Source organism: Frondihabitans australicus (assembly GCF_003634555.1).
Taxonomy (GTDB): domain Bacteria; phylum Actinomycetota; class Actinomycetes; order Actinomycetales; family Microbacteriaceae; genus Frondihabitans; species Frondihabitans australicus.
Map to the genome: position 1 here is coordinate 2,420,425 of NZ_RBKS01000001.1, position 17,192 is coordinate 2,437,616.

A 17,192-nucleotide genomic window follows, 5' to 3' on the forward strand; every position below is an offset into this window, starting at 1 on the left:
GCGCGGATCACCGCGCGACGGGAGCGATCCTGCGATTCTGCACGTGCTCGTAGACGACCGAGGTGCGGACGTCCGCGACCTCGGGGCGGGTGGTGAGCTCGTCGACCACGAATTCGTAGAGGGCCTGGTTGTCGGGGACGGCGACGTGGAGCGAGAAGTCCTCGGATCCTGAGGTCACGAAGAGCCCCAGCGTGTCGGGCCTCGAGAGCGCCCAGTCGCGGAACCCCTCGATGTTCCGCCGCGACGGTGGGCGGATGCGCACGGCGATGAGCGCCTGCACCCCGCGCCCGATCTTGCCGAGGTCGACGTCGAGCGTCGCCCCGCGGATCACACCTCGCGCCCGCAGCGCCCGCGTGCGGTCGAGCGCGGTCGTCGGCGAGACCCCGACCGCCGCCGCGATGTCGCGATTCGTGCGCCGTGCATCCACCTGGAGTTCGGCCACGATCGCCTGATCAAGTTCGTCGAGTGGCACGTTCTCGCTCCGATCTCGTACTTCGTACGGTTTCCGTGGCTCACGCCGAACGTAGCACCTAGAGTCGACGCACAATCCGACACGAGCGCAGGAGCAGCGTGACACTGACACAGACGATCGGCTTCGCCCCCGACGAGATCGACACCTCCCTCTCGACCCGCAGCGCGCGACTGAAGTGGGTGGTCGTCGTCGACGAGACGCTTCCCGCCGGGCGTGCGGCCAACGCCGCCATCTGCGCGGCCGCGGCGACGAGCGCCGGGGTGTCCGGGCTCCTGGGCCCCGATGCCGTCGACGCCGCGGGCGGTGTGCACCCGGGTCTGCCCTGGGCCGGATGCTCGGTGCTCGGCGGCTCGCCCGAGCAGCTCGCCGCGCTCCGCGACAAGGCCGGGCGCAGCGAGGGAGTCTTCGTGGCCGACATGCCCCGGGCCGCCCAGCTGACCCGCGTGTACGACGAGTACCTCGGCGAGATGGCGGGGGCGCAGGAGCCGGGGTACTTAGCCGTGAGCATCGTCGGCCCCCGAAACCGCGTCGACAAGCTCGCGAAGGGGCTGACGCTCCTCCCCTGACCCCGGTCAGGCGGCAGCGCGACGGAGCGCAGCGACGAGCGGCAGCGCCGTCGCGAGCGCCAGCGCGACGATCACCGCCGCGAAGCCGACGAGCGCCGCCGAGAGGCTCACCGCCAGCGTCGCCACGCCGATGCCGACCACCGGCACGGTGAGCCCGATGTAGCCGAGCAGGAAGATGCCCGCCAGCACCTCGCCCCGGTTCGACGCCGGGGTCAGGGATCCTGCGACCGCGAGAGCGGCCTTGAACGTGACGCCCGCTCCGGCGCCCGAGAGGATGCCACCGGCGACGAACGCCGCGAGCCCGAGCGAGCCGACGACGGTCACCGCGAGCACGGCGATGCCGACGGCGAGGAGGGCGGCGCCGAGGCCGACCTGAGCGCGGAGGCCGAGGGGCCGCACGACGACCTGCGAGAGGGCCGCCGCGGCGAAGGTGACGAAGACGACCAATCCGGCGACGGCGCGCGACGTGATGTGCAGCTGCCCGGCGACGACGATCGGGGCGAGCGAGGTGAAGAGTCCGAGCACCGAGAAGGCGGCGAACGCCGTTCCGCCCGCGAGGAAGAAGCGCGCCCGGGCGGCAGCCGGCACCCGCACCCGCTGCGGGCGATACGGGGGCCGCACGGCGGGGCGCTGCGCGGTCTCGGGCACGAGCGCGACACCCACGAGCGCGAGCACCAGGAGCACGGCGAACACCGCGAACGGCACCACCAGCGGCCCGGCGACCCACCGGGCGAGCACGCCCGAGACGAGGGCTCCCACGCCGAAGCCGCCGAGGTTCGCCATGCCGGCGACGATCTGGCCACGTGCGGGGTCCGAGCCGGGTCGTGACGTGAGGTGGAGGTCGAGGATGTGCGCGGTCACGGTGGCGGTCAGCATGCCGATGCCGAGTCCAGAAACCACCCGCGCGACGATCAGGCCGGGCAGCTCGGGCCAGACGATGAAGACGAGGGCGGAGACGATCTCGAGGCCGATGGCGGGGATCAGGATCCGCCGGCGCCCGAGCGTGTCGCCCAGGTGCCCGGCGAAGAGCAGGCTGATGACGACGCCGACCGCGTAGGCGGCGAAGGCGACCGTGATGGCGAAGGTCGAGAATCCGTCGCGCTGCTGGTAGAGGGACCAGAGGGGTGTGGGCACCGTGCTGTACGCCATGACGACGAGGAACGCCGCCGCGGCGATCCAGAAGCCGGTGCGGTGGCTGACGCCGCGGTGTGCGGTCGTGGTCGCCTCGGGAGAACTGAGTGCTGTCGTGGACATGACCCCAGTGTGCGGCGGCGCGTGCATCAAGTCCAACGCTGAATATTGATCGTATTGATCGTCCAGAGCGATACTAGCGGTATGGACAACCGCCAGCTCGAGGTCTTCGTCGCCGTCGCCCGCGAGGGCGGCTTCACCCGCGCCGCCGAACGCCTCCACACCGTGCAGTCCGCGGTCTCGGCCACGATCCTCGCCCTCGAGACCGACCTCGGCGAGCGCCTCTTCGACCGCACCACCCGCACGGTGCGTCTTACGGGCGCAGGAGCAGCGCTCCTCCCGCACGCCGAGACGATCCTGGCCGCCTTCACCGCCGCCCGCGACGCCGTCGAGAGCGTCTCGGGCGGGCTGTCCGGAGCGATCCGCATCGGCTACATGACCAACGTCACCCTGTTCGACATCCCGGCTCTCCTCGGGACGTTCAGCGCCGACCACCCGGGTGTCACCCTGCACCTCGCCCCGGCGTCCCGGGGCACGGGCGGCCTCGTCGACGCGCTCCGGGGCGGCGATCTCGACGTGGCGTTCCTCTCGGCGGCACCCGAGCAGTATCCCGACCTCGACATCAGCGTGCTGGCGTCGTCGCCGGTCGGGCTCGTCGTGGCGGCGGGCGACCCTCTGGCGAGGAGGGATCGGATCCTGCTGGCGGAGACCGCAGGTCTGCGATTCGTCGACTTCCGCGAGGGCTTCGGCAACCGCACGGTCATCGACGCCGAGCTCGCACGGCGCGGGCTGCGGCGCGACGTGCCCATCGAGACCAGCGACATCAACGACCTCGCGGCACTCGCGCGGAACGGTCTCGGGGCGGCGTTCCTGCCGCGCTACCTCGTCGACGGGGATCCGACGCTGCACTGGATCACTGTGTCCGACGCGGCGTTCGAGATGCCGGTGAGCGTGGCGACGTCGCGCGAGCGGCCGCTCAGCGCGGCGGCCGGGCGGCTCGCACTCCTGGCGCGCGACGCGGCTACGCCGTCGCCCTCACCGGCGCCGGCGGGCGGGCCCGCAGGGCGCTGAGAGACCCGGTGAGGCGGACCGCGTCGGCGGCGAAGGGCACGAGCACGACCGAGCCGCGCGTGAGGTCGAGCGAGCCACCGGCCCATGCCAGCGTGCCCGATCCGTCGGTGACCACGAGCACGCCGTAGCCCCGGTCGAGGTCGAGCGGGGCCTCGGGCGTCACAAGCAGGCTCGACGCGCTGAAGAACGCGGCGGCCTCGGACGGCAGGAGCGGCGACTCGCCCGGACCCGACCCCGGACCCCGGGTCGGCGCGGCCCCGTGCAGCCGCGCCACCGCCTCCTGCCCCACGACGCCCGGCTCGAGGCCGCCGAGCGCCTCGTCGAGCCCCAGGCCGAGGAACGCCCCCGCGGGATCGAGGGGGAAGCCCGCGTACTCGAGCAGGATCGAGAGGTCGCTCGGCTCCTGCAGCTCGACCAGGGTGATGCCCTGCCCGATGGCGTGCGGAGTGCCGGCCGGCACGTGCACCCAGTCGCCGGCTCGCACGGTGAGAGGCACGAGCGAGTCGAGCAGCGCCGGGACGTCCTGCGACGACACCCACTCGGCGAGCGTCGACGCCGCCACCGGCTGCCGGAACCCGAGCCACACCTCGGCGGTCGGCGACGCGCCCGTCGACGTGATGAGCCTCGCCTCGGTCTTGCCGCGCGGCTGCCCCAGGTGCGCGGCTGCGAAGGCGGCGTCGGGGTGGAAGTGCGCGAACAGCCGCTCGCCGGTGTCGAGCAGCTTGACGAGCAGGGCGGGGTCGGCCCCGAACGTCTCGACGTGCGCGGCCCCGAGCCACGCCTCGGGGTCGGCGGCGATCGCCTCGCGGAGGGTGCGCCCGTCGGGCAGCGTCGTGAGCCCCGTGGTGTCGCTGCCGAACGTCGTGGTCACCGAGGCGACGAAGTCCTCGGGCACGTGGTCGTCGGTCGAGCCGGACCCCCTCAACGCCAGAATGCCCGCCCCTCCCCGATAGGGGCGGGCGGGCGGCTGGTTCGGGGGCAGGAGCAGGGGAACGACGTCGGTCACCCCTCCATCCTGCCCCCTCGACAGGCGTGCCGGGCTAGCGCTTGACGGCGTCGATCTTCAGCATCTTGGCGATGACCGTGTCGAGGTCGTCGTCGTTGAAGATGCGCTTCCAGTCGGGCTTGATCAGGGCCTCGCGGCCGTAGTCCATAGCGATGTGGCAGGCGTCCGAGAACGGGTTCGAGCCGCGGAGGCCGTTGGTGAGGGCGATCCAGGTGTGGCCGTAGAGCATCGCGCGGGCGGCCTCGAAGGGCACGCCGACGCCGTTGACGGTCTCGTCGAGGGCCTCTTTGAGGAAGTCGCCGATCATGCAGGCGATGGTCTCGACGAGGGTCGGCTCGAGCACGGCGAGCTGCTTGACGGTCACGTAGTGCACGGCGATGACGGGCGCGTAGATCGTCGAGATGACCTGCGTGGCAAGCGTTCGCACGGGCGAGGTCTCGTCGACGCCCTCGAGGGCCGCGATGACCTCCTGCGGGGCGGCGACGCCGCCGAACGTGTCGGCCCACTCCTCCTTGGTGGTGCGTTCGAGGAACACCGACGGGTGGCAGGGGTGCGCGACGGCGTAGTGGATGTCCTCGCGGGCGAGGAGCAGGCCCGCGTAGGCGGCGGCCGGGTCGAGGGTGAGGATGATCGCGCCCGACTTCATGGCGGGGACGACCGACTCCGAGACCTTGCCGAGCACGACGTCCGGCACGGCGAGGATCACGACGTCGGCGTCTTTCACGGCCTCGTCGGTCGGGGTGACGGTGCGGCCGAGCGACTCGATGTGGGCGACGCCGTTCGGCGAGGCCTCCGAGTAGAGCACGCTGTACGAGCTCTTGGCGAGGTTGTTCGAGACGCGCTGCCCCATCTTTCCGCCGGCGCCGATCACCGCGACGGTGATGTCGGCCGAGCCCTGGCCGTCCGCGTACGTGACGGTCGAGGTCTGGTCGAGTGTGTCGGTCATTTCGTGTTCTCCTTCAGGTAGTCCAGGTTGTGCTGGGTCCACTCCGCTTCGATGCGGGTGGTGGTCTCGGGGTCGCCCTGCCAGGGCAGCCAGTGCTCGATGACTCGGTTGATCGCGCGGCCGTCCTTGCCCGTCGCGGGCAGGTCGGCGAGCATGCCGGCGTAGTCGAGCTTTCCCTCGCCGAGCGGCACGCCGACGAGGCTGAACCCGACCCAGCCGTCCTTGCGCGTGAAGTCGAAGTCCTTCACGTGCCAGTTGACGACGTGCGGCAGCACGCGGGCGGTGACCTCGGCGGGCAGCTCGAGGCGGGCGACCGTGTTGGCGGGGTCGAGGCAGATCCCGAGGCAGGAGCTGCCGATCGCCTCGACGAGCGACACCAGATCGGCCGACGACACCTGCTCGTACGTCTCGAGCGCGAGGGTGACCCCGGCGCGCTCGTAGCCGGGCATGACCCGGCGCAGTCGCGCGACGTTCTCGTCGAGCGTGGGCCGGTCGTCGCCGGAAGTCCACATGCTGCGCACGAGCGTCGCGCCGAGGGCGACCGCGATCTCGAGGAAGCGCAGGAGGTGGCCCGGCTCGGTGCCGCGTGTGCCGATCTCGAGCGTGAGGCCGAGCGACTCCGCGAGGTCGCGCGTCGCGGCGAGCTCGTCGTCGCTCATCAGGGCCAGCGGTGCGTAGTCGCAGATCTGGAAGAGCTCTGCGCCGAGGCGCGCGGTGTCGCGGAGCATGTCCTCGAGACTCATCGGGGCCTCGACCTGGTCGGAGAACCGCCAGAAGTACGCGTAGGTGCTGAGGCCGACGAGGCTCATCGAGCACCCCCGGCGGTCGCGTCGGCCGACGCGTGGGCCAGCGTGAGCACCTCGTCGAGGATCAGCTCGACCGCGGCGGGGTCGTGGGCGAAGCGGCCGAGGAAGAGGCCCTTCACGTCGCCGCCGAGGGCGGTCAGCAGCCCGGGCTTGGCGCTGCCGCCGTAGATCACCCGGCTGCCGTCGCGACCGGCGAACCCGGCGACGACGGACTCCAGCTGCGCGACGACCTGCGCGATGTATTCGGGGCTCGCAGGTTCGGGGGCTCCGATCGCCCACTGCGGCTCGTACGCGACCACGATCGGCCCGGTGAGCCCTGCCTCGTCGGAGTCGGCGAGCGCCGCGCGCAGCTGCGACTCGACCTCGAGGGCCGCGATCGCGGCCGGGGCCTCGGTCTCCTCGCCGACGCAGAGCAGCGGCGTGAGGCCGTTGCGCAGCGCGGCGGCGGTCTTGGCGGCGATGACGGCGTCGTCCTCGTGGAAGAGGGCGCGCCGTTCGGCGTGGCCGACCTCGGCGAGCGTGCAGCCGATCTCGGCGAGCTCGACGCCGGAGACCTCGCCGGTGAACGCGCCGGAGTCGGCGGTGGCGAGATCCTGCGCCCCGAGCCTCACGGGAGCGCCGGCGAGGGCCTCGCGCACGGGCACGAGGGAGGGGAACGTGGGCACGACGAAGAGCTCGACGAGCCCCTCGGCGACCGCCGGGTGGCGACGGGCAATGTCGCCGATGGCGGCGGCCCACTCCACGGTGCGGGCGTGCCCGAAGTACATCTTGAGGCTCACCCCCACCATGTAGGGGGCTGCCGCCGGGCCGGTCAGCACGCGGCGCCCGTGACCGTCACGCCCTCGGGGGCGTGCGACTGCTCGTAGTCGGTGAGCACCTGGACCTTCTCGGCCGAGGCGCTCGACTCGTCGAAGCGGTAGGTGAGCCACTCGCGCACGTTGCGGCGCGCCAGCTCGATGCCGACGACGCGCTGGCCCATGCACAGGATCTGCACGTTGTTCGACAGGATCGACCGCTCGACCGAGAACGAGTCGTGCGCGGTGACGGCGCGGATGCCGGGCACCTTGTTGGCGCTCATGGCGACGCCGAGGCCGGTGCCGCAGATGAGGATCGCACGGTCGGCGTCGCCGCGGGCGATGATCTCGGCGGCGGCGATCGCGACCGACGGGTACGGGGTGTGGGAGTCGGCGTCGACGCCGACGTCGATCACGGAAGCGACGCCCTCGTTCTTCTCGAGGTCGCCCTTGATGATCTCCTTGTAGTCGAAGCCGGCGTCGTCGGCGCCGATGACGAGTCGAAGCTGATCGGTCATGATGCTCTCCTTCTGTCTGGTTTGTTACGAGCGGGCGTCGGCGAGGACGCCTGCGATGGTCTGGGTGATGAGGGCGAGCGAGACGGCGCCCGCGTCGGGCGTGCCGAGGCTCTTCTCGGCGTGCGGGCGGGCGCGGCCCATCTTCGGCAGGAGGTCCTTGGTCGCGTCCGCGGCGGCGGTCGCCACGTCGGCGGCGGCCTTCCAGGCGTCGACGAGGGTGTCTCCGGCGTCGATGCGCTCGGTGAGGGTGTCGCTGAACGGCACGAGCACGTCGACCATGGTCTTGTCGCCGACCGTGGCGCCGAAGTCGAGGATCTCGGACTTCGCGCTCGCGACACCTTCGGCGATGCGGTGCCGCGACGCGGGCTCGGTGTCGGTGAGTGCCGCTCCGACGGCGGCGAGGGCCGAGCCCCAGAGGGCGCCCGAGGTGCCGCCGGCCCGGTCGGACCACGCGTCGCCGGCGAGGTTCAGCACCGTCTCGGCTCCTGCGCCCTTGCCCGACGCGTCGCGGGCGGCGTCGACGGCGGCGTGGACTCCGCGCTGCATGCCGATGCCGTGGTCGCCGTCGCCGGCGACCGCGTCGATGCGGCCGAGCTCGTCGGCGTTCTCGTCGATGGTGCCCTTGATCGCTTCCAGGGCGGTCACGACGAGCGCGGCAGCCTCCCGCGATTCGGGCGAGGAGTCAGGGATGGCGGCGGCGAAGTCGTCCTCGTCGTGGATGTCCGCTGCTCCTGCGACCTCGGCGACCGCGCCCTTCTTGTAGGCGGGAGCGTCGCACGGAGCCGACCAGAAGCCCTCGAGCTCGTCGTCGAGCCAGAACAGCGTCAGCGAGGCGCCGGCCATGTCGAAGCTCGTGACGAGCTCGCCGACCTCGGGCTCGACGATCTCGATGCCCTTCTCGGTGAGCAGCTGGTCGATCTTCGCGTAGACGACGAAGAGCTCTTCGTACTTCACCGAGCCGAGACCGTTCAGGATCACGGCCACCCGCTGCCCGGCCGCCTGCTCGACCCCGTCGGGCAACTCGGCCAGCAGGGTGTCGACGAACAGCTCGGCGAGGCCGTTCGCGGTCGGGATGTCGGTCTCGGAGATGCCGGGCTCGCCGTGGATTCCGAGGCCCACGGCCATGCGGCCCTCCGGCACGGTGAACAGCGGCTCGTCGGCACCGGGCAGCGAGCAGCCGGTGAAGGCGACCCCGAACGACCGGGTGCGCTCGTTGGCCTTCTGCGCGACCGCGACCACCTGGTCGAGGTCGTAGCCGGCGTCGGACGCCGCGCTCGCCACCTTGAAGACGGTGAGGTCGCCGGCGATGCCGCGACGCTTGTGCTTCTCGTCTTTCGAGGCACTGGCGACGTCGTCGGTGATCGTGACGGTCTGCGTCGGGATGCCCTCGGCGCGCAGCTTCTCCTGTGCGCGGTCGAAGTTCAGCACGTCGCCGGCGTAGTTGCCGTAGCTCAGCAGCACGCCGCCGCCGTTGTTCGCCGACTTCGACACCGAGCGCACCTGCTGCCAGGACGGAGACGCGAAGAGGTTGCCGAGGGCGGCGCCGTGGGCGAGGCCCTGGCCGACGAGGCCGCCGAACGCCGGGTAGTGGCCCGAGCCGCCGCCGATGACGACTGCCACCGATCCTGGTGTCGAAGCGGTCGACCGCACCACCCCGCCGTGGACCTTGCGGACCCAGCGCTTGTTGGCGGCGACGAATCCGTCGGTCGCCTCGTCGGCGAAGTCGGTGGGCTCGTTGTAGAGACGAGTCATGAAACGCTCCCTTGCGCGGTCGGGGTGGATGCGCTGAAGTGCGCTGATCCAGTCTGCGCGCGCCCGGGCAGCGGTGCCGCCACCGTGTCGGACGTCGGCACGCCGCGGCGGCGCCTCTGGCCCAGCAGGAGCGTGAGCACGGCCGAGACGATCATGAAGAAGCCGACGATGAACATCGCGGGCTTGTAGCTGCCGCCCGAGGCGTCGGTGACAGCGCCCGTGATGTACGGCGCGAGGAAGCCGGCGAGGTTGCCCATCGTGTTGATGAGGGCGACGCCCGCGGCCGCGGCGGTGCCGGTGAGGAACTGCGTGGGCAGGGTCCAGAAGTTCGGCAGGGCGGCGAAGATCGCCATGGCCGTCACGGCGATGACCGCGATGGTCGCGGCGGGCGACTGCATGTAGAGCGCGACCGGGATGCTGATGCCGCCGACGACGGCCGGGATCGCGATGTGCCAGGTCTTGAGGCCGTTCTTCGTGGCGTTCTGCGACCAGAACCAGAGCACGATGGCGGCCGGCACGTACGGGATGGCCGTGATGAGGCCCTTCTCGAACAGGCCGAAGGTCGTGCCGAACTGGGTCTGGAAGCCGTCGATGATCGTCGGCAGGAAGAACGCCAGCGCGTACAGGCCGTAGATGAAGCCGAAGTAGATGAAGGCGAGCATCCACACGCGGCCGCTCTTCATCACGCGGCCGAGGCCGACGCCGTGGCCGCCGATGCCGGCCTCGCTCGTCTCGGTGCCGACCTTCTCGGCCTCGAGCTCGTTCTCGAGCCACTGCTGCTCGTCGGCGGTGAGCCACTTCGCGAGCGACGGGCGGTCCTTGAGGTAGAACCAGGCGACGGCGCCGACGATGATCGCCGGGATCGCGGTGCAGAGGAACATGAAGCGCCAGCCCTCGAGGCCGAAGACGCCGTGGTTCTGCAGGAGCAGGCCGGCCAGCGGAGCGCCGATGACGCTCGTGAGCGGCTGGGCCAGGTAGAACAGCGCCAGGATCTTCGAGCGGTGACGAGCCGGCACCCAGAGGCTGAGGAAGAGGATGGCGCCGGGGAAGAAGCCCGCCTCGGCCACGCCGAGGAGGAAGCGCAGCCCGGTGAGCTGCCAGAAGTTCTGCGCGAACGTGAAGAAGAACGCGACGAGGCCCCAGCTCACCATGATGCGGGCGAGCCAGCGGCGGGCGCCGACCCGGGCGAGGGCGAGGTTCGACGGCACCTCGAGGAGGATGTAGCCGATGAAGAAGACGCCCGAGGCGAAGCCGTACTGAGCGGCGGTGAGGCCGAGGTCGCTCTCCATGCCGTTGGGGGCGGCGAAGCCGATCGCGGTGCGGTCGAGGTAGTTGATGAAGAACATCAGCGCCACGAAGGGCACGAGCCGGATCGAGATCTTGCGGATCGCGGACCTCTCGACGGGGCTGTGGGTGCGGGCGGGGGTGTCCACATCGACTCCTGTTCTTCAACGACTCTGTCGGACTTCGTCTATTTTGCGGCGTTTCCGATCAGTTGTCAACCGGTTGACCAATTAGCTCCGACGCTCGATTCCTGAGGATTACACACGAACCGGTTCGCCACCTCTCGCATGATTGGTTGACCAATTGCTACGATTCATCCGTGCCTGCGTACCCCGAAGACGACCCCGCGACGCTGCGACTCGAGCTCGAGACGGTTCCGCGCGGCACCGCCGTGTCCGAGGTCGTGAAGCAGCTCATCTCGCTCCTCACCACCGGCGAGCTCACCCCCGGCTCCCGTCTCCCTCCCGAGCGGCAGCTGGCCGAAGAGCTCGGCGTCGGCCGGTCGGCCGTGCGCGAGGCGCTGGCGGCCCTCGAGATCCTCGGCATCGTGAGCGTGCGCCCGGGGTCGGGCACGTACCTGCGCGACTCGACCTCCGAGCTCCTGCCCACCACCCTGAGCTGGGGCCTCATGCTCTCGGCGTCGCGCACGCGCGAGCTGATCGAGGTCCGTGGCGCGCTCGAGATCCAGGCGGCGGCGTTCGCGGCGACGCGGGCGACCGACGACGACATCGCGAAGCTCGGCTCGTACATCTCGACGATGAAAGAGGCCATGGCGAGCCTCGACCTTCCGCGCTTCGTCGACGCCGACGTGAGGTTCCACCTCGTCATCGCGACGAGCGCCGACAACGTGGTGCTCCGCGACCTCCTGCAGAGCATCCGGTCGCTGCTGCGCCTCTGGGTTGAGCGCGGCCTCAGCGACAAAGACCAGGGCGACGCCGCGCTGCGTGAGCACATCGCCATCTACGAGGCCATCGCCCGACGCGACGAGGCCGCCGCCGAGGCTGCGATGAGGCAGCACATGGCGACGGCCGGCGCGCGGGTGGCGAGTCTCGACCTGCCCTAGGGGGTCGCAGGAGCAGCGGGAGCGACCGGCGTCCCCGCCGTCTCCTCCGCACCCCGAACCTCGACCGGCGGCAGCGGCACGCTCTTGCGCTTCCGCACCGCTCCTCCCGCGAGGAACAGCACCGCGAGCACGAGCGCGCCCTTGAGCACGTTCTGGCCGGCGAGGCTCCAGCCGATGAGGTTGAGGAACGAGTCGAGCAGGATGAAGAACAGCGCGCCGCCCCAGACGCCCGCCGACACCGCGCGGCCACCCGAGATGAGCGTGCCGCCGACGACGACCACGGCGATCGAGTCGAGCAGGTACACGGTGCCGAGGTCGGCCGTCGGCGCGACGTACGTCGCCAGAAGCGACCCGGACACACCGGCCAGGACGCCCGACACGAGGTAGGTGCCCGCGGTCACCCAGGTCGCCTTGATGCCGGCGAACTCGGCGGCGCGGCGGTTCTGGCCGACGGCGATGAGCGAGCGGCCGAGCACCGTGCGGCGCAGCGCCAGCACCACCAGGACGGTGAAGGCCGCCGTGATGATGGCGATCCACGGGATTCCGACGACGTCGGCGTTCAGGAACGAGCGCAGCGACGTGTTCGGGTTGGCCGTGAAGCCGTTCGCCAGCGTCAGTGTGAACGACGAGGCGATGAGGCCGGAGGCGAGGGTGGCGACGATCGGCGGGATCTTCACCACGACGATGGCGAACACGCTGATCATCGCGATGCCGAGGCCGCAGCCGGCGCCCGTGAGGATGCCGAGCGCCACCGATCCGGTGCTCTGCGTCACACCCACCGACGTGAAGCCGGAGAGCGAGATGATGTTGCCGACCGACACGTCGATGTTGCCGGGCCCGGCCGAGATGACGAGCATCTGGCCGACGCCGACGAGCACGAGGTACGGCGCGAGGGCCAGCGCGAGCGAGATCGTGCCGAGGCCGAACGAGTGCGTGGCGATGAAGATGCCCGCCAGGACGACGATCGCGAAGAGGAACGACCAGGTGTACGCGGGGATCTGGCGTGCGGGCTTCATTTGAGCACCTTCTCGACGGCGAGGCGGCCGGCGAGGGCCGCGATGACGATTCCGCCCTGGATGGCGGGCTGGATGTTGCTGGAGAGGTCGAGCAGGCTGAGCAGGACGCTCACGAGCCCGAGGGTGAGGGCGCCGAACATGCAGCCCCAGGCGACCGCGCGGCCGCCGGTGAAGGCTCCGCCGCCGAGGATCACCGCGGCGACCGACACGAGCGTGTAGCTGTTGGCGCTGGTGGCGTCGCCGCCGCCGATCTGCGACGAGAGCAGCAGGCCCGAGACCACGCCGAGGACGCCGACGAAGAGGTAGGCGATGACGCGGGTGCGCAGCGGCGAGATGCCGGAGCGGCCGAGGGCGAGCGGGTTGCTGCCGAGGGCGCGGATCGAGGCGCCGAGGGTCGAGCGGCGCATGACGATCCAGACCACGGCGGTGATGATCACGATCGGGATCACCGGCACCGGGAACGAGTTCGGAGTCCACGCGGCGAAGTCGAGCAGCCACTTCGGGGCGTCGCCGCCCGGGGTGGGCAGCACGAACAGTCCGATGCCGTACCAGATGAACGAGGCGCCGAGGGTGGCGATGAGCGACGGGACCTTGCGCACGTGCACCAGCACGGCGAGCACTCCGTATCCTGCGACCAGGGCCGCCAGCACGAGGATCCCGAGGGCCGGCGACGACGAGAGGAACGTCGCGGCCACCGTCGTCACGGTGCCGATGAAGGCGCCGATGCCGAGGTCGATGTCGCCGACCGACATCATCACCATCTGCGCGAGCGCGGCGACGACGAGCGGGACGATCGACGAGAGCACCAGGTTCAGGCCGGTGGCCGAGAACACGACGGGCTGCAGGATCCCGCAGACCACGATGATCGCGACGAGGGCGATGAACGTGACGCCGGCCGGGGCCTTGCGCTTGACGTCCTCGCGGTCGCCGACGAGTCGGCCGGTGAAACCGCCGCCGGGGCGGGGAGCGCGGCCCTGCGCGCTCGACGACAGGGTGGTCATGCTGCTGCCTCCTCGGAGACGTCGGTGAAGGACTCGGAGATGATGCGGTCCTCGGAGATCTGGTTGCCCTTGAGCTCGGCGGCGACGCGACCGGCCCGGAGCACGTAGACGCGGTCGCAGTGCCGCATCTCGGCGTTCTCGCTGGAGTACCAGACGATGGTGCGGCCATTCGCCGCCTCGCGGCGGATGAGGGCGTAGAGGTCGGTCTTGGTGTGGACGTCGACGCCGCGGAACGGGTCGTCGAGCAGCACGATCTCGGCGCTCGACGCGAACGCGCGGGCGACGATGACCTTCTGCTGGTTTCCGCCCGAGAGCCCGGTCATGAGCGCGTCGGCGCCGCCCTTGATGCGGAGCGCGTCGACCCACTGCGAGATGGTCTTCTCTTCGGCGGCGCGGTCGCGGAGGCCGAGGCGGCCGAGGGTGCGCATGGCCGTGACGCCGAGGTTCTCCCCCACCGTCCAGAGCGGCAGGATCCCGGACTTCTGGCGGTCGCCGGGCACGAACGCCCGCGAGGCGCTCACCGTGTCGTCGCGGCTGGAGCCCTTCCAGAGGCGCTGGAGGATCTCCTCCTGCCCCTGACCGGCGATGCCGGCGAGCCCGACGACCTCGCCCTCGCGCATGCGGATCTCGTACTTGTCGCCGGTGCGCGCCGTGCGGGCGGCGAGGGTCGCGACCACGTCGCCCTTGCCCTCCACCGGCAGGCCCATGGTGTCGTCGGTGACGGGCACAGGAGCAGCGAGAGAGCCGCCCATGGCCTCGAGCACCGCGCCCTCCGTCAGCCCCTCCACCGCGTGGGTCGAGGTGACGTGGCCGTCCTTGAGGACGACGACGCGGTCGACGGAGGCGAGGACCTCCTGGATCCGGTGCGAGATCAGGATCACCGAGATGCCGGTCGAGGCCACGCGGGCGACGTACTCGTAGAGCTTCGCGGTCGTGTCGCGGGTGAGCGACTCCGTGGGCTCGTCGAGGATCAGCAGGCGCAGGTCTTCGTCGAGGGTCGCGCGGGCGATCTCGACCATCTGGCGCTGGCCGAGCGGCAGGTCGGCGACCCACTGGTCGGCGCGGATGGTGTGTCCGGGGAAGATCTCGTCGAGGCGCGTGATGATCCTGCTGCCGGCCTGCTTGCGCCAGGCGGCCTTCGAGATGCCCGCACGCGCCGACACGAAGGCGTTCTCGCCCACGGTCAGCTCGTTGAAGAGGTTGGTCTCCTGGTACGCCATGCGGGCGCCGCGGAAGCCGTTCGCACCGGGCTTGGACTGGCCGTTGACCGTGACCGTGCCCTCGTCGACCGGCTCGAGGCCGGCCAGCATGCGCATGAGGGTCGACTTGCCGGCTCCGTTGTGGCCGACCACGCCGACGACCTCGCCGGTGGAGATCTCGAGATGGACGTCGTTGAGGGCCTTCGTCGGGCCGTACGTCTTGGAGGCGCCGGTAACGCGCACCACGGGGGCGGCTGCGCGGCCGTCCGGGGTGGACGCTGCGGCGTCTGTCGTCGTTGACATGGGGAGTGTCTCCTAGGTGCCGGGGATCGGGGGGAGGGCGGCGGTGGTCTTGTCCTCGTCGGCCGTGATCTGCTTCTTCACGAGCGACGCGGTCCAGGGCCACGAGGCCATCTGGTCGGCGTTCACGTGGGGCAGCCACTGGTCGAGCTGGTTCTCCTGGATCGTGACCGAGGGGAAGACGACGGTGTGCGGCACCTTCTGGCCCTTCTCGATCTCGAGGGCGGTGAACATGGCGGCGACGACCTGGCCGGGGTCGGACATGATGGCGATCGAGCCGGAGCCGTCGGCGTTCTTCTTCCAGAACTGCAGCGCGCGACCGGAGGGCTCGAACGTCACCGCGGGGATCTTGCGGCCGGCGGACTGGAACGCCTGAGCGATGCCGAAGCCGTCGCCGCAGCCGGCCACGCCGTCGATCTTCGGCAGGCTCGAGAGCACTCCGAGGACGGCCTTCTGAGCGGTGGCGGAGTCGCACAGGCCCGTGACCGTGCCGACGACCTTGACCTTCGGGTACTTCGCCAGCACCTTCTTCTGGGCCGCGTAGTACTCGGCCTCGGGAGCGGAGCCGACGACGCCGCGGCTGATCAGCAGGTTGCCCTTGCCGCCCATGGCCTTGATGACGGCCTCGGTGGCGGTCGACGCCCAGTCGGGGAAGCTGTTCGTGACGATCGTGACGCAGGGCGCCTCGGACGACGAGTCGAAGATGACGACCTTGACGCCGATCGAGCAGGCCTGCTGGATCACGGGCGTGAGCGCCGACGGCGAGGCGGGGTCGATGAGCAGGATGTCGGGCTTCTGCAGCAGCAGCGTCTTGATCTGCGCGATCTGCTCGGTGGCCGAGTTGTCGCCGGGGGCGTTCTCGACCTTGAAGCCGGAGATGTCACCGGCCTTCTGCGCCTTGGTCGCCGCCGCTTCGAAGCGGTTCACCATCGTCTGACGCCAGCTGTTGCCGATGAACGAGTTGCTCAGGGCGATGAACGGGGCGTCGGATTTCGAGGCGGCCGGCTGAGCCGAGCATCCGGCCAGCACGGCGACGGTGGCGACCGCGAGGGCGAGCGCCCTGGCGAGAGTCGTTCTCCGCATGTGAATCTCCTTTGATTTCTGGCCCTGCGTCCCAGTCTGCGAGCCCTGGGGAGGGCGGGGAACAGTATGGGGTGGTTTTCGACAAGGTGTCAACCGGTTGACCAATATGTCCCCTGATTGCGGTTCACGATCCGGTCACGGCCGCGGGATCACGGCCGCTCAGACCGCCGCGCGTCCCCCGTCAGCGTCTCGACGCCGTAGATGCTGGTGCTGGCCGCGATGAACAGCGACGACCCGTCGACGCCGCCGAAGCAGAGGTTGCCGGTGAGCTCGGGCAGGTCGACGCCACCCAGGTGCTCCCCCGACGGAGCGAAGACCTCGACGCCACCCGCCGACGACGACCACACGTTGCCCGCGCGGTCGACGCGGATCCCGTCGGCGAAACCGCTCTCGATCGTCGCGAAGACGCGGGAGTTCTTGCAGCGGATCCCGTCGACGACGTCGTAGGCCCGGATGTGCCGATTGCCCACGCCCTCCGGTTTCCGCACCGACGACGAGTCGGCGACGTAGAGAACCGACTCGTCGGGCGAGAACGCCAGGCCGTTCGGCTCCTCGACGTCGAGCACGACCGGGCGGACGTCGCCGGTGGTCTCGTCGACGCGGAACACCCAGTGGTCGCCGTACTCGCGGAAGCCCGGGTGGCCCTCCCGCGCCTCGATGATGCCGTAGGGCGGGTCGGTGAACCAGATCGTTCCGTCGCGCTTGACGACGACGTCGTTCGGCGAGTTGAAGCGCCGGCCGTTCCACGAGTCGGCGATCACCTCGACGACGGGACGGCCGGCAGGATCGCGGCGGCCCGTATCGCGCTCCACACGGCGGCGCCCGTGCGAGCACTGGATGACTGACCCGGCATCGTCGAGGGTGCGGCCGTTCGTGAACTCCACGCCGGCGGCGTAGACGGACGTGTCGCCCGTCGCCTCGGACCACTCGAGGATCCTGTCGCCCGGGATGTCGCTCCAGCGGAGCGCGCGGCGGTCGGGGATCCAACACGGCCCTTCCGACCAGGTCGCGCCGGTGGCGATGCGGACGACGTCGGCACCGGGGGCGATCAGGCCGGTGAGGCCTCGGACGGCGGTCATGACTCTCCTTCGAATCTCGAGGGGTGCGAGGATTGCCCTCACCCG

The 17,192-nt window shown here is 70.7% G+C and carries 17 protein-coding genes; 3 read left to right on the top strand and 14 right to left on the bottom strand.

Annotated features, from left to right (window positions below):
• Positions 1–7 precede the first annotated feature (7 nt).
• Positions 8–472: an Lrp/AsnC family transcriptional regulator gene (locus C8E83_RS11320; protein WP_121369989.1), complete on the bottom strand. Its 465-nt coding sequence runs from the start codon at positions 470–472 to the stop codon at positions 8–10.
• A gap of 98 nt (positions 473–570) precedes the next feature.
• Between C8E83_RS11320 and C8E83_RS11325 the strand changes: the two genes are divergently transcribed.
• Positions 571–1,038, top strand: a complete 468-nt coding sequence (locus C8E83_RS11325; RefSeq protein WP_245981616.1) for a DUF2000 domain-containing protein — start codon at positions 571–573, stop codon at positions 1,036–1,038.
• 6 nt (positions 1,039–1,044) lie between these two features.
• Here C8E83_RS11325 and C8E83_RS11330 read toward each other — a convergent pair whose 3' ends face one another.
• Entirely contained in the window at positions 1,045–2,292 is a 1,248-nt protein-coding gene (locus tag C8E83_RS11330; protein WP_121369990.1) for an MFS transporter, read from the bottom strand.
• 81 nt (positions 2,293–2,373) lie between these two features.
• On the opposite strand from C8E83_RS11330, the gene C8E83_RS11335 reads away from it, so the two are divergent.
• On the top strand, positions 2,374–3,300 hold the full coding sequence (locus C8E83_RS11335) for a LysR family transcriptional regulator (protein ID WP_121369991.1): 927 nt from the start codon (positions 2,374–2,376) through the stop codon (positions 3,298–3,300).
• On the opposite strand, the gene C8E83_RS11340 is transcribed toward C8E83_RS11335, so the two are convergent.
• Genes C8E83_RS11340 through C8E83_RS11370 form a run of 7 tightly spaced genes read right to left on the bottom strand, consistent with a single transcriptional unit; the run spans position 3,251 to position 10,555 of the window.
• Complete coding sequence (locus C8E83_RS11340) at positions 3,251–4,306, bottom strand: class I mannose-6-phosphate isomerase (protein WP_121369992.1); 1,056 nt, start codon at positions 4,304–4,306, stop codon at positions 3,251–3,253. The genes C8E83_RS11335 and C8E83_RS11340 overlap by 50 nt on opposite strands.
• Positions 4,307–4,340: 34 nt before the next feature.
• Entirely contained in the window at positions 4,341–5,252 is a 912-nt protein-coding gene (locus C8E83_RS11345) for a phosphogluconate dehydrogenase C-terminal domain-containing protein (protein ID WP_121369993.1), read from the bottom strand.
• Positions 5,249–6,061, bottom strand: a complete 813-nt coding sequence (locus C8E83_RS11350) for a sugar phosphate isomerase/epimerase family protein (protein ID WP_121369994.1) — start codon at positions 6,059–6,061, stop codon at positions 5,249–5,251. The genes C8E83_RS11345 and C8E83_RS11350 overlap by 4 nt, the downstream gene beginning before the upstream one ends.
• Complete coding sequence (locus tag C8E83_RS11355) at positions 6,058–6,876, bottom strand: triose-phosphate isomerase family protein (protein ID WP_170159922.1); 819 nt, start codon at positions 6,874–6,876, stop codon at positions 6,058–6,060. Before C8E83_RS11355 ends, C8E83_RS11350 begins: the two co-directional genes overlap by 4 nt.
• Positions 6,870–7,370 carry a ribose-5-phosphate isomerase gene (locus tag C8E83_RS11360; protein WP_121369995.1) on the bottom strand — a complete coding sequence of 167 codons (501 nt, stop codon included), beginning with the start codon at positions 7,368–7,370 and terminating at the stop codon, positions 6,870–6,872. The genes C8E83_RS11355 and C8E83_RS11360 overlap by 7 nt, the downstream gene beginning before the upstream one ends.
• A gap of 24 nt (positions 7,371–7,394) precedes the next feature.
• Entirely contained in the window at positions 7,395–9,122 is a 1,728-nt protein-coding gene (locus C8E83_RS11365) for a dihydroxyacetone kinase family protein (RefSeq protein ID WP_121369996.1), read from the bottom strand.
• The gene (locus C8E83_RS11370) at positions 9,119–10,555 is read right to left on the bottom strand and encodes an MFS transporter (protein ID WP_245981618.1); all 1,437 of its coding nucleotides are present in this window, start codon (positions 10,553–10,555) and stop codon (positions 9,119–9,121) included. The genes C8E83_RS11365 and C8E83_RS11370 overlap by 4 nt, the downstream gene beginning before the upstream one ends.
• Positions 10,556–10,725: 170 nt before the next feature.
• Between C8E83_RS11370 and C8E83_RS11375 the strand changes: the two genes are divergently transcribed.
• Complete coding sequence (locus tag C8E83_RS11375; protein WP_121369997.1) at positions 10,726–11,469, top strand: FadR/GntR family transcriptional regulator; 744 nt, start codon at positions 10,726–10,728, stop codon at positions 11,467–11,469.
• Here the strand turns inward: C8E83_RS11375 and C8E83_RS11380 are convergent.
• The 5 genes from C8E83_RS11380 to C8E83_RS11400 form a co-directional block, all read right to left on the bottom strand.
• Positions 11,466–12,485: an ABC transporter permease gene (locus C8E83_RS11380; RefSeq protein ID WP_121369998.1), complete on the bottom strand. Its 1,020-nt coding sequence runs from the start codon at positions 12,483–12,485 to the stop codon at positions 11,466–11,468. The two genes, C8E83_RS11375 and C8E83_RS11380, sit on opposite strands and share 4 nt — an antisense overlap.
• A complete protein-coding gene (locus tag C8E83_RS11385) occupies positions 12,482–13,486 on the bottom strand; it encodes an ABC transporter permease (protein ID WP_121369999.1) in 1,005 nt (334 codons plus the stop codon). Before C8E83_RS11385 ends, C8E83_RS11380 begins: the two co-directional genes overlap by 4 nt.
• Entirely contained in the window at positions 13,483–14,988 is a 1,506-nt protein-coding gene (locus C8E83_RS11390) for an ATP-binding cassette domain-containing protein (RefSeq protein ID WP_121370000.1), read from the bottom strand. Before C8E83_RS11390 ends, C8E83_RS11385 begins: the two co-directional genes overlap by 4 nt.
• A gap of 12 nt (positions 14,989–15,000) precedes the next feature.
• Positions 15,001–16,068, bottom strand: a complete 1,068-nt coding sequence (locus C8E83_RS11395; protein WP_121370001.1) for a substrate-binding domain-containing protein — start codon at positions 16,066–16,068, stop codon at positions 15,001–15,003.
• 149 nt (positions 16,069–16,217) lie between these two features.
• On the bottom strand, positions 16,218–17,147 hold the full coding sequence (locus C8E83_RS11400) for an SMP-30/gluconolactonase/LRE family protein (RefSeq protein WP_121370002.1): 930 nt from the start codon (positions 17,145–17,147) through the stop codon (positions 16,218–16,220).
• Positions 17,148–17,192: the final 45 nt, after the last annotated feature.

Coding starts and splice junctions, on each gene's coding strand:
- C8E83_RS11365 (WP_121369996.1), bottom strand. CDS start 9,122: ATGACTCGTCTCTACAACGAGCCCACCGACTTCGCCGACGAGGCGACC.
- C8E83_RS11360 (WP_121369995.1), bottom strand. CDS start 7,370: ATGACCGATCAGCTTCGACTCGTCATCGGCGCCGACGACGCCGGCTTC.
- C8E83_RS11335 (WP_121369991.1), top strand. CDS start 2,374: ATGGACAACCGCCAGCTCGAGGTCTTCGTCGCCGTCGCCCGCGAGGGC.
- C8E83_RS11395 (WP_121370001.1), bottom strand. CDS start 16,068: ATGCGGAGAACGACTCTCGCCAGGGCGCTCGCCCTCGCGGTCGCCACC.
- C8E83_RS11345 (WP_121369993.1), bottom strand. CDS start 5,252: ATGACCGACACACTCGACCAGACCTCGACCGTCACGTACGCGGACGGC.
- C8E83_RS11385 (WP_121369999.1), bottom strand. CDS start 13,486: ATGACCACCCTGTCGTCGAGCGCGCAGGGCCGCGCTCCCCGCCCCGGC.
- C8E83_RS11330 (WP_121369990.1), bottom strand. CDS start 2,292: ATGTCCACGACAGCACTCAGTTCTCCCGAGGCGACCACGACCGCACAC.
- C8E83_RS11380 (WP_121369998.1), bottom strand. CDS start 12,485: ATGAAGCCCGCACGCCAGATCCCCGCGTACACCTGGTCGTTCCTCTTC.
- C8E83_RS11400 (WP_121370002.1), bottom strand. CDS start 17,147: ATGACCGCCGTCCGAGGCCTCACCGGCCTGATCGCCCCCGGTGCCGAC.
- C8E83_RS11390 (WP_121370000.1), bottom strand. CDS start 14,988: ATGTCAACGACGACAGACGCCGCAGCGTCCACCCCGGACGGCCGCGCA.
- C8E83_RS11350 (WP_121369994.1), bottom strand. CDS start 6,061: ATGAGCCTCGTCGGCCTCAGCACCTACGCGTACTTCTGGCGGTTCTCC.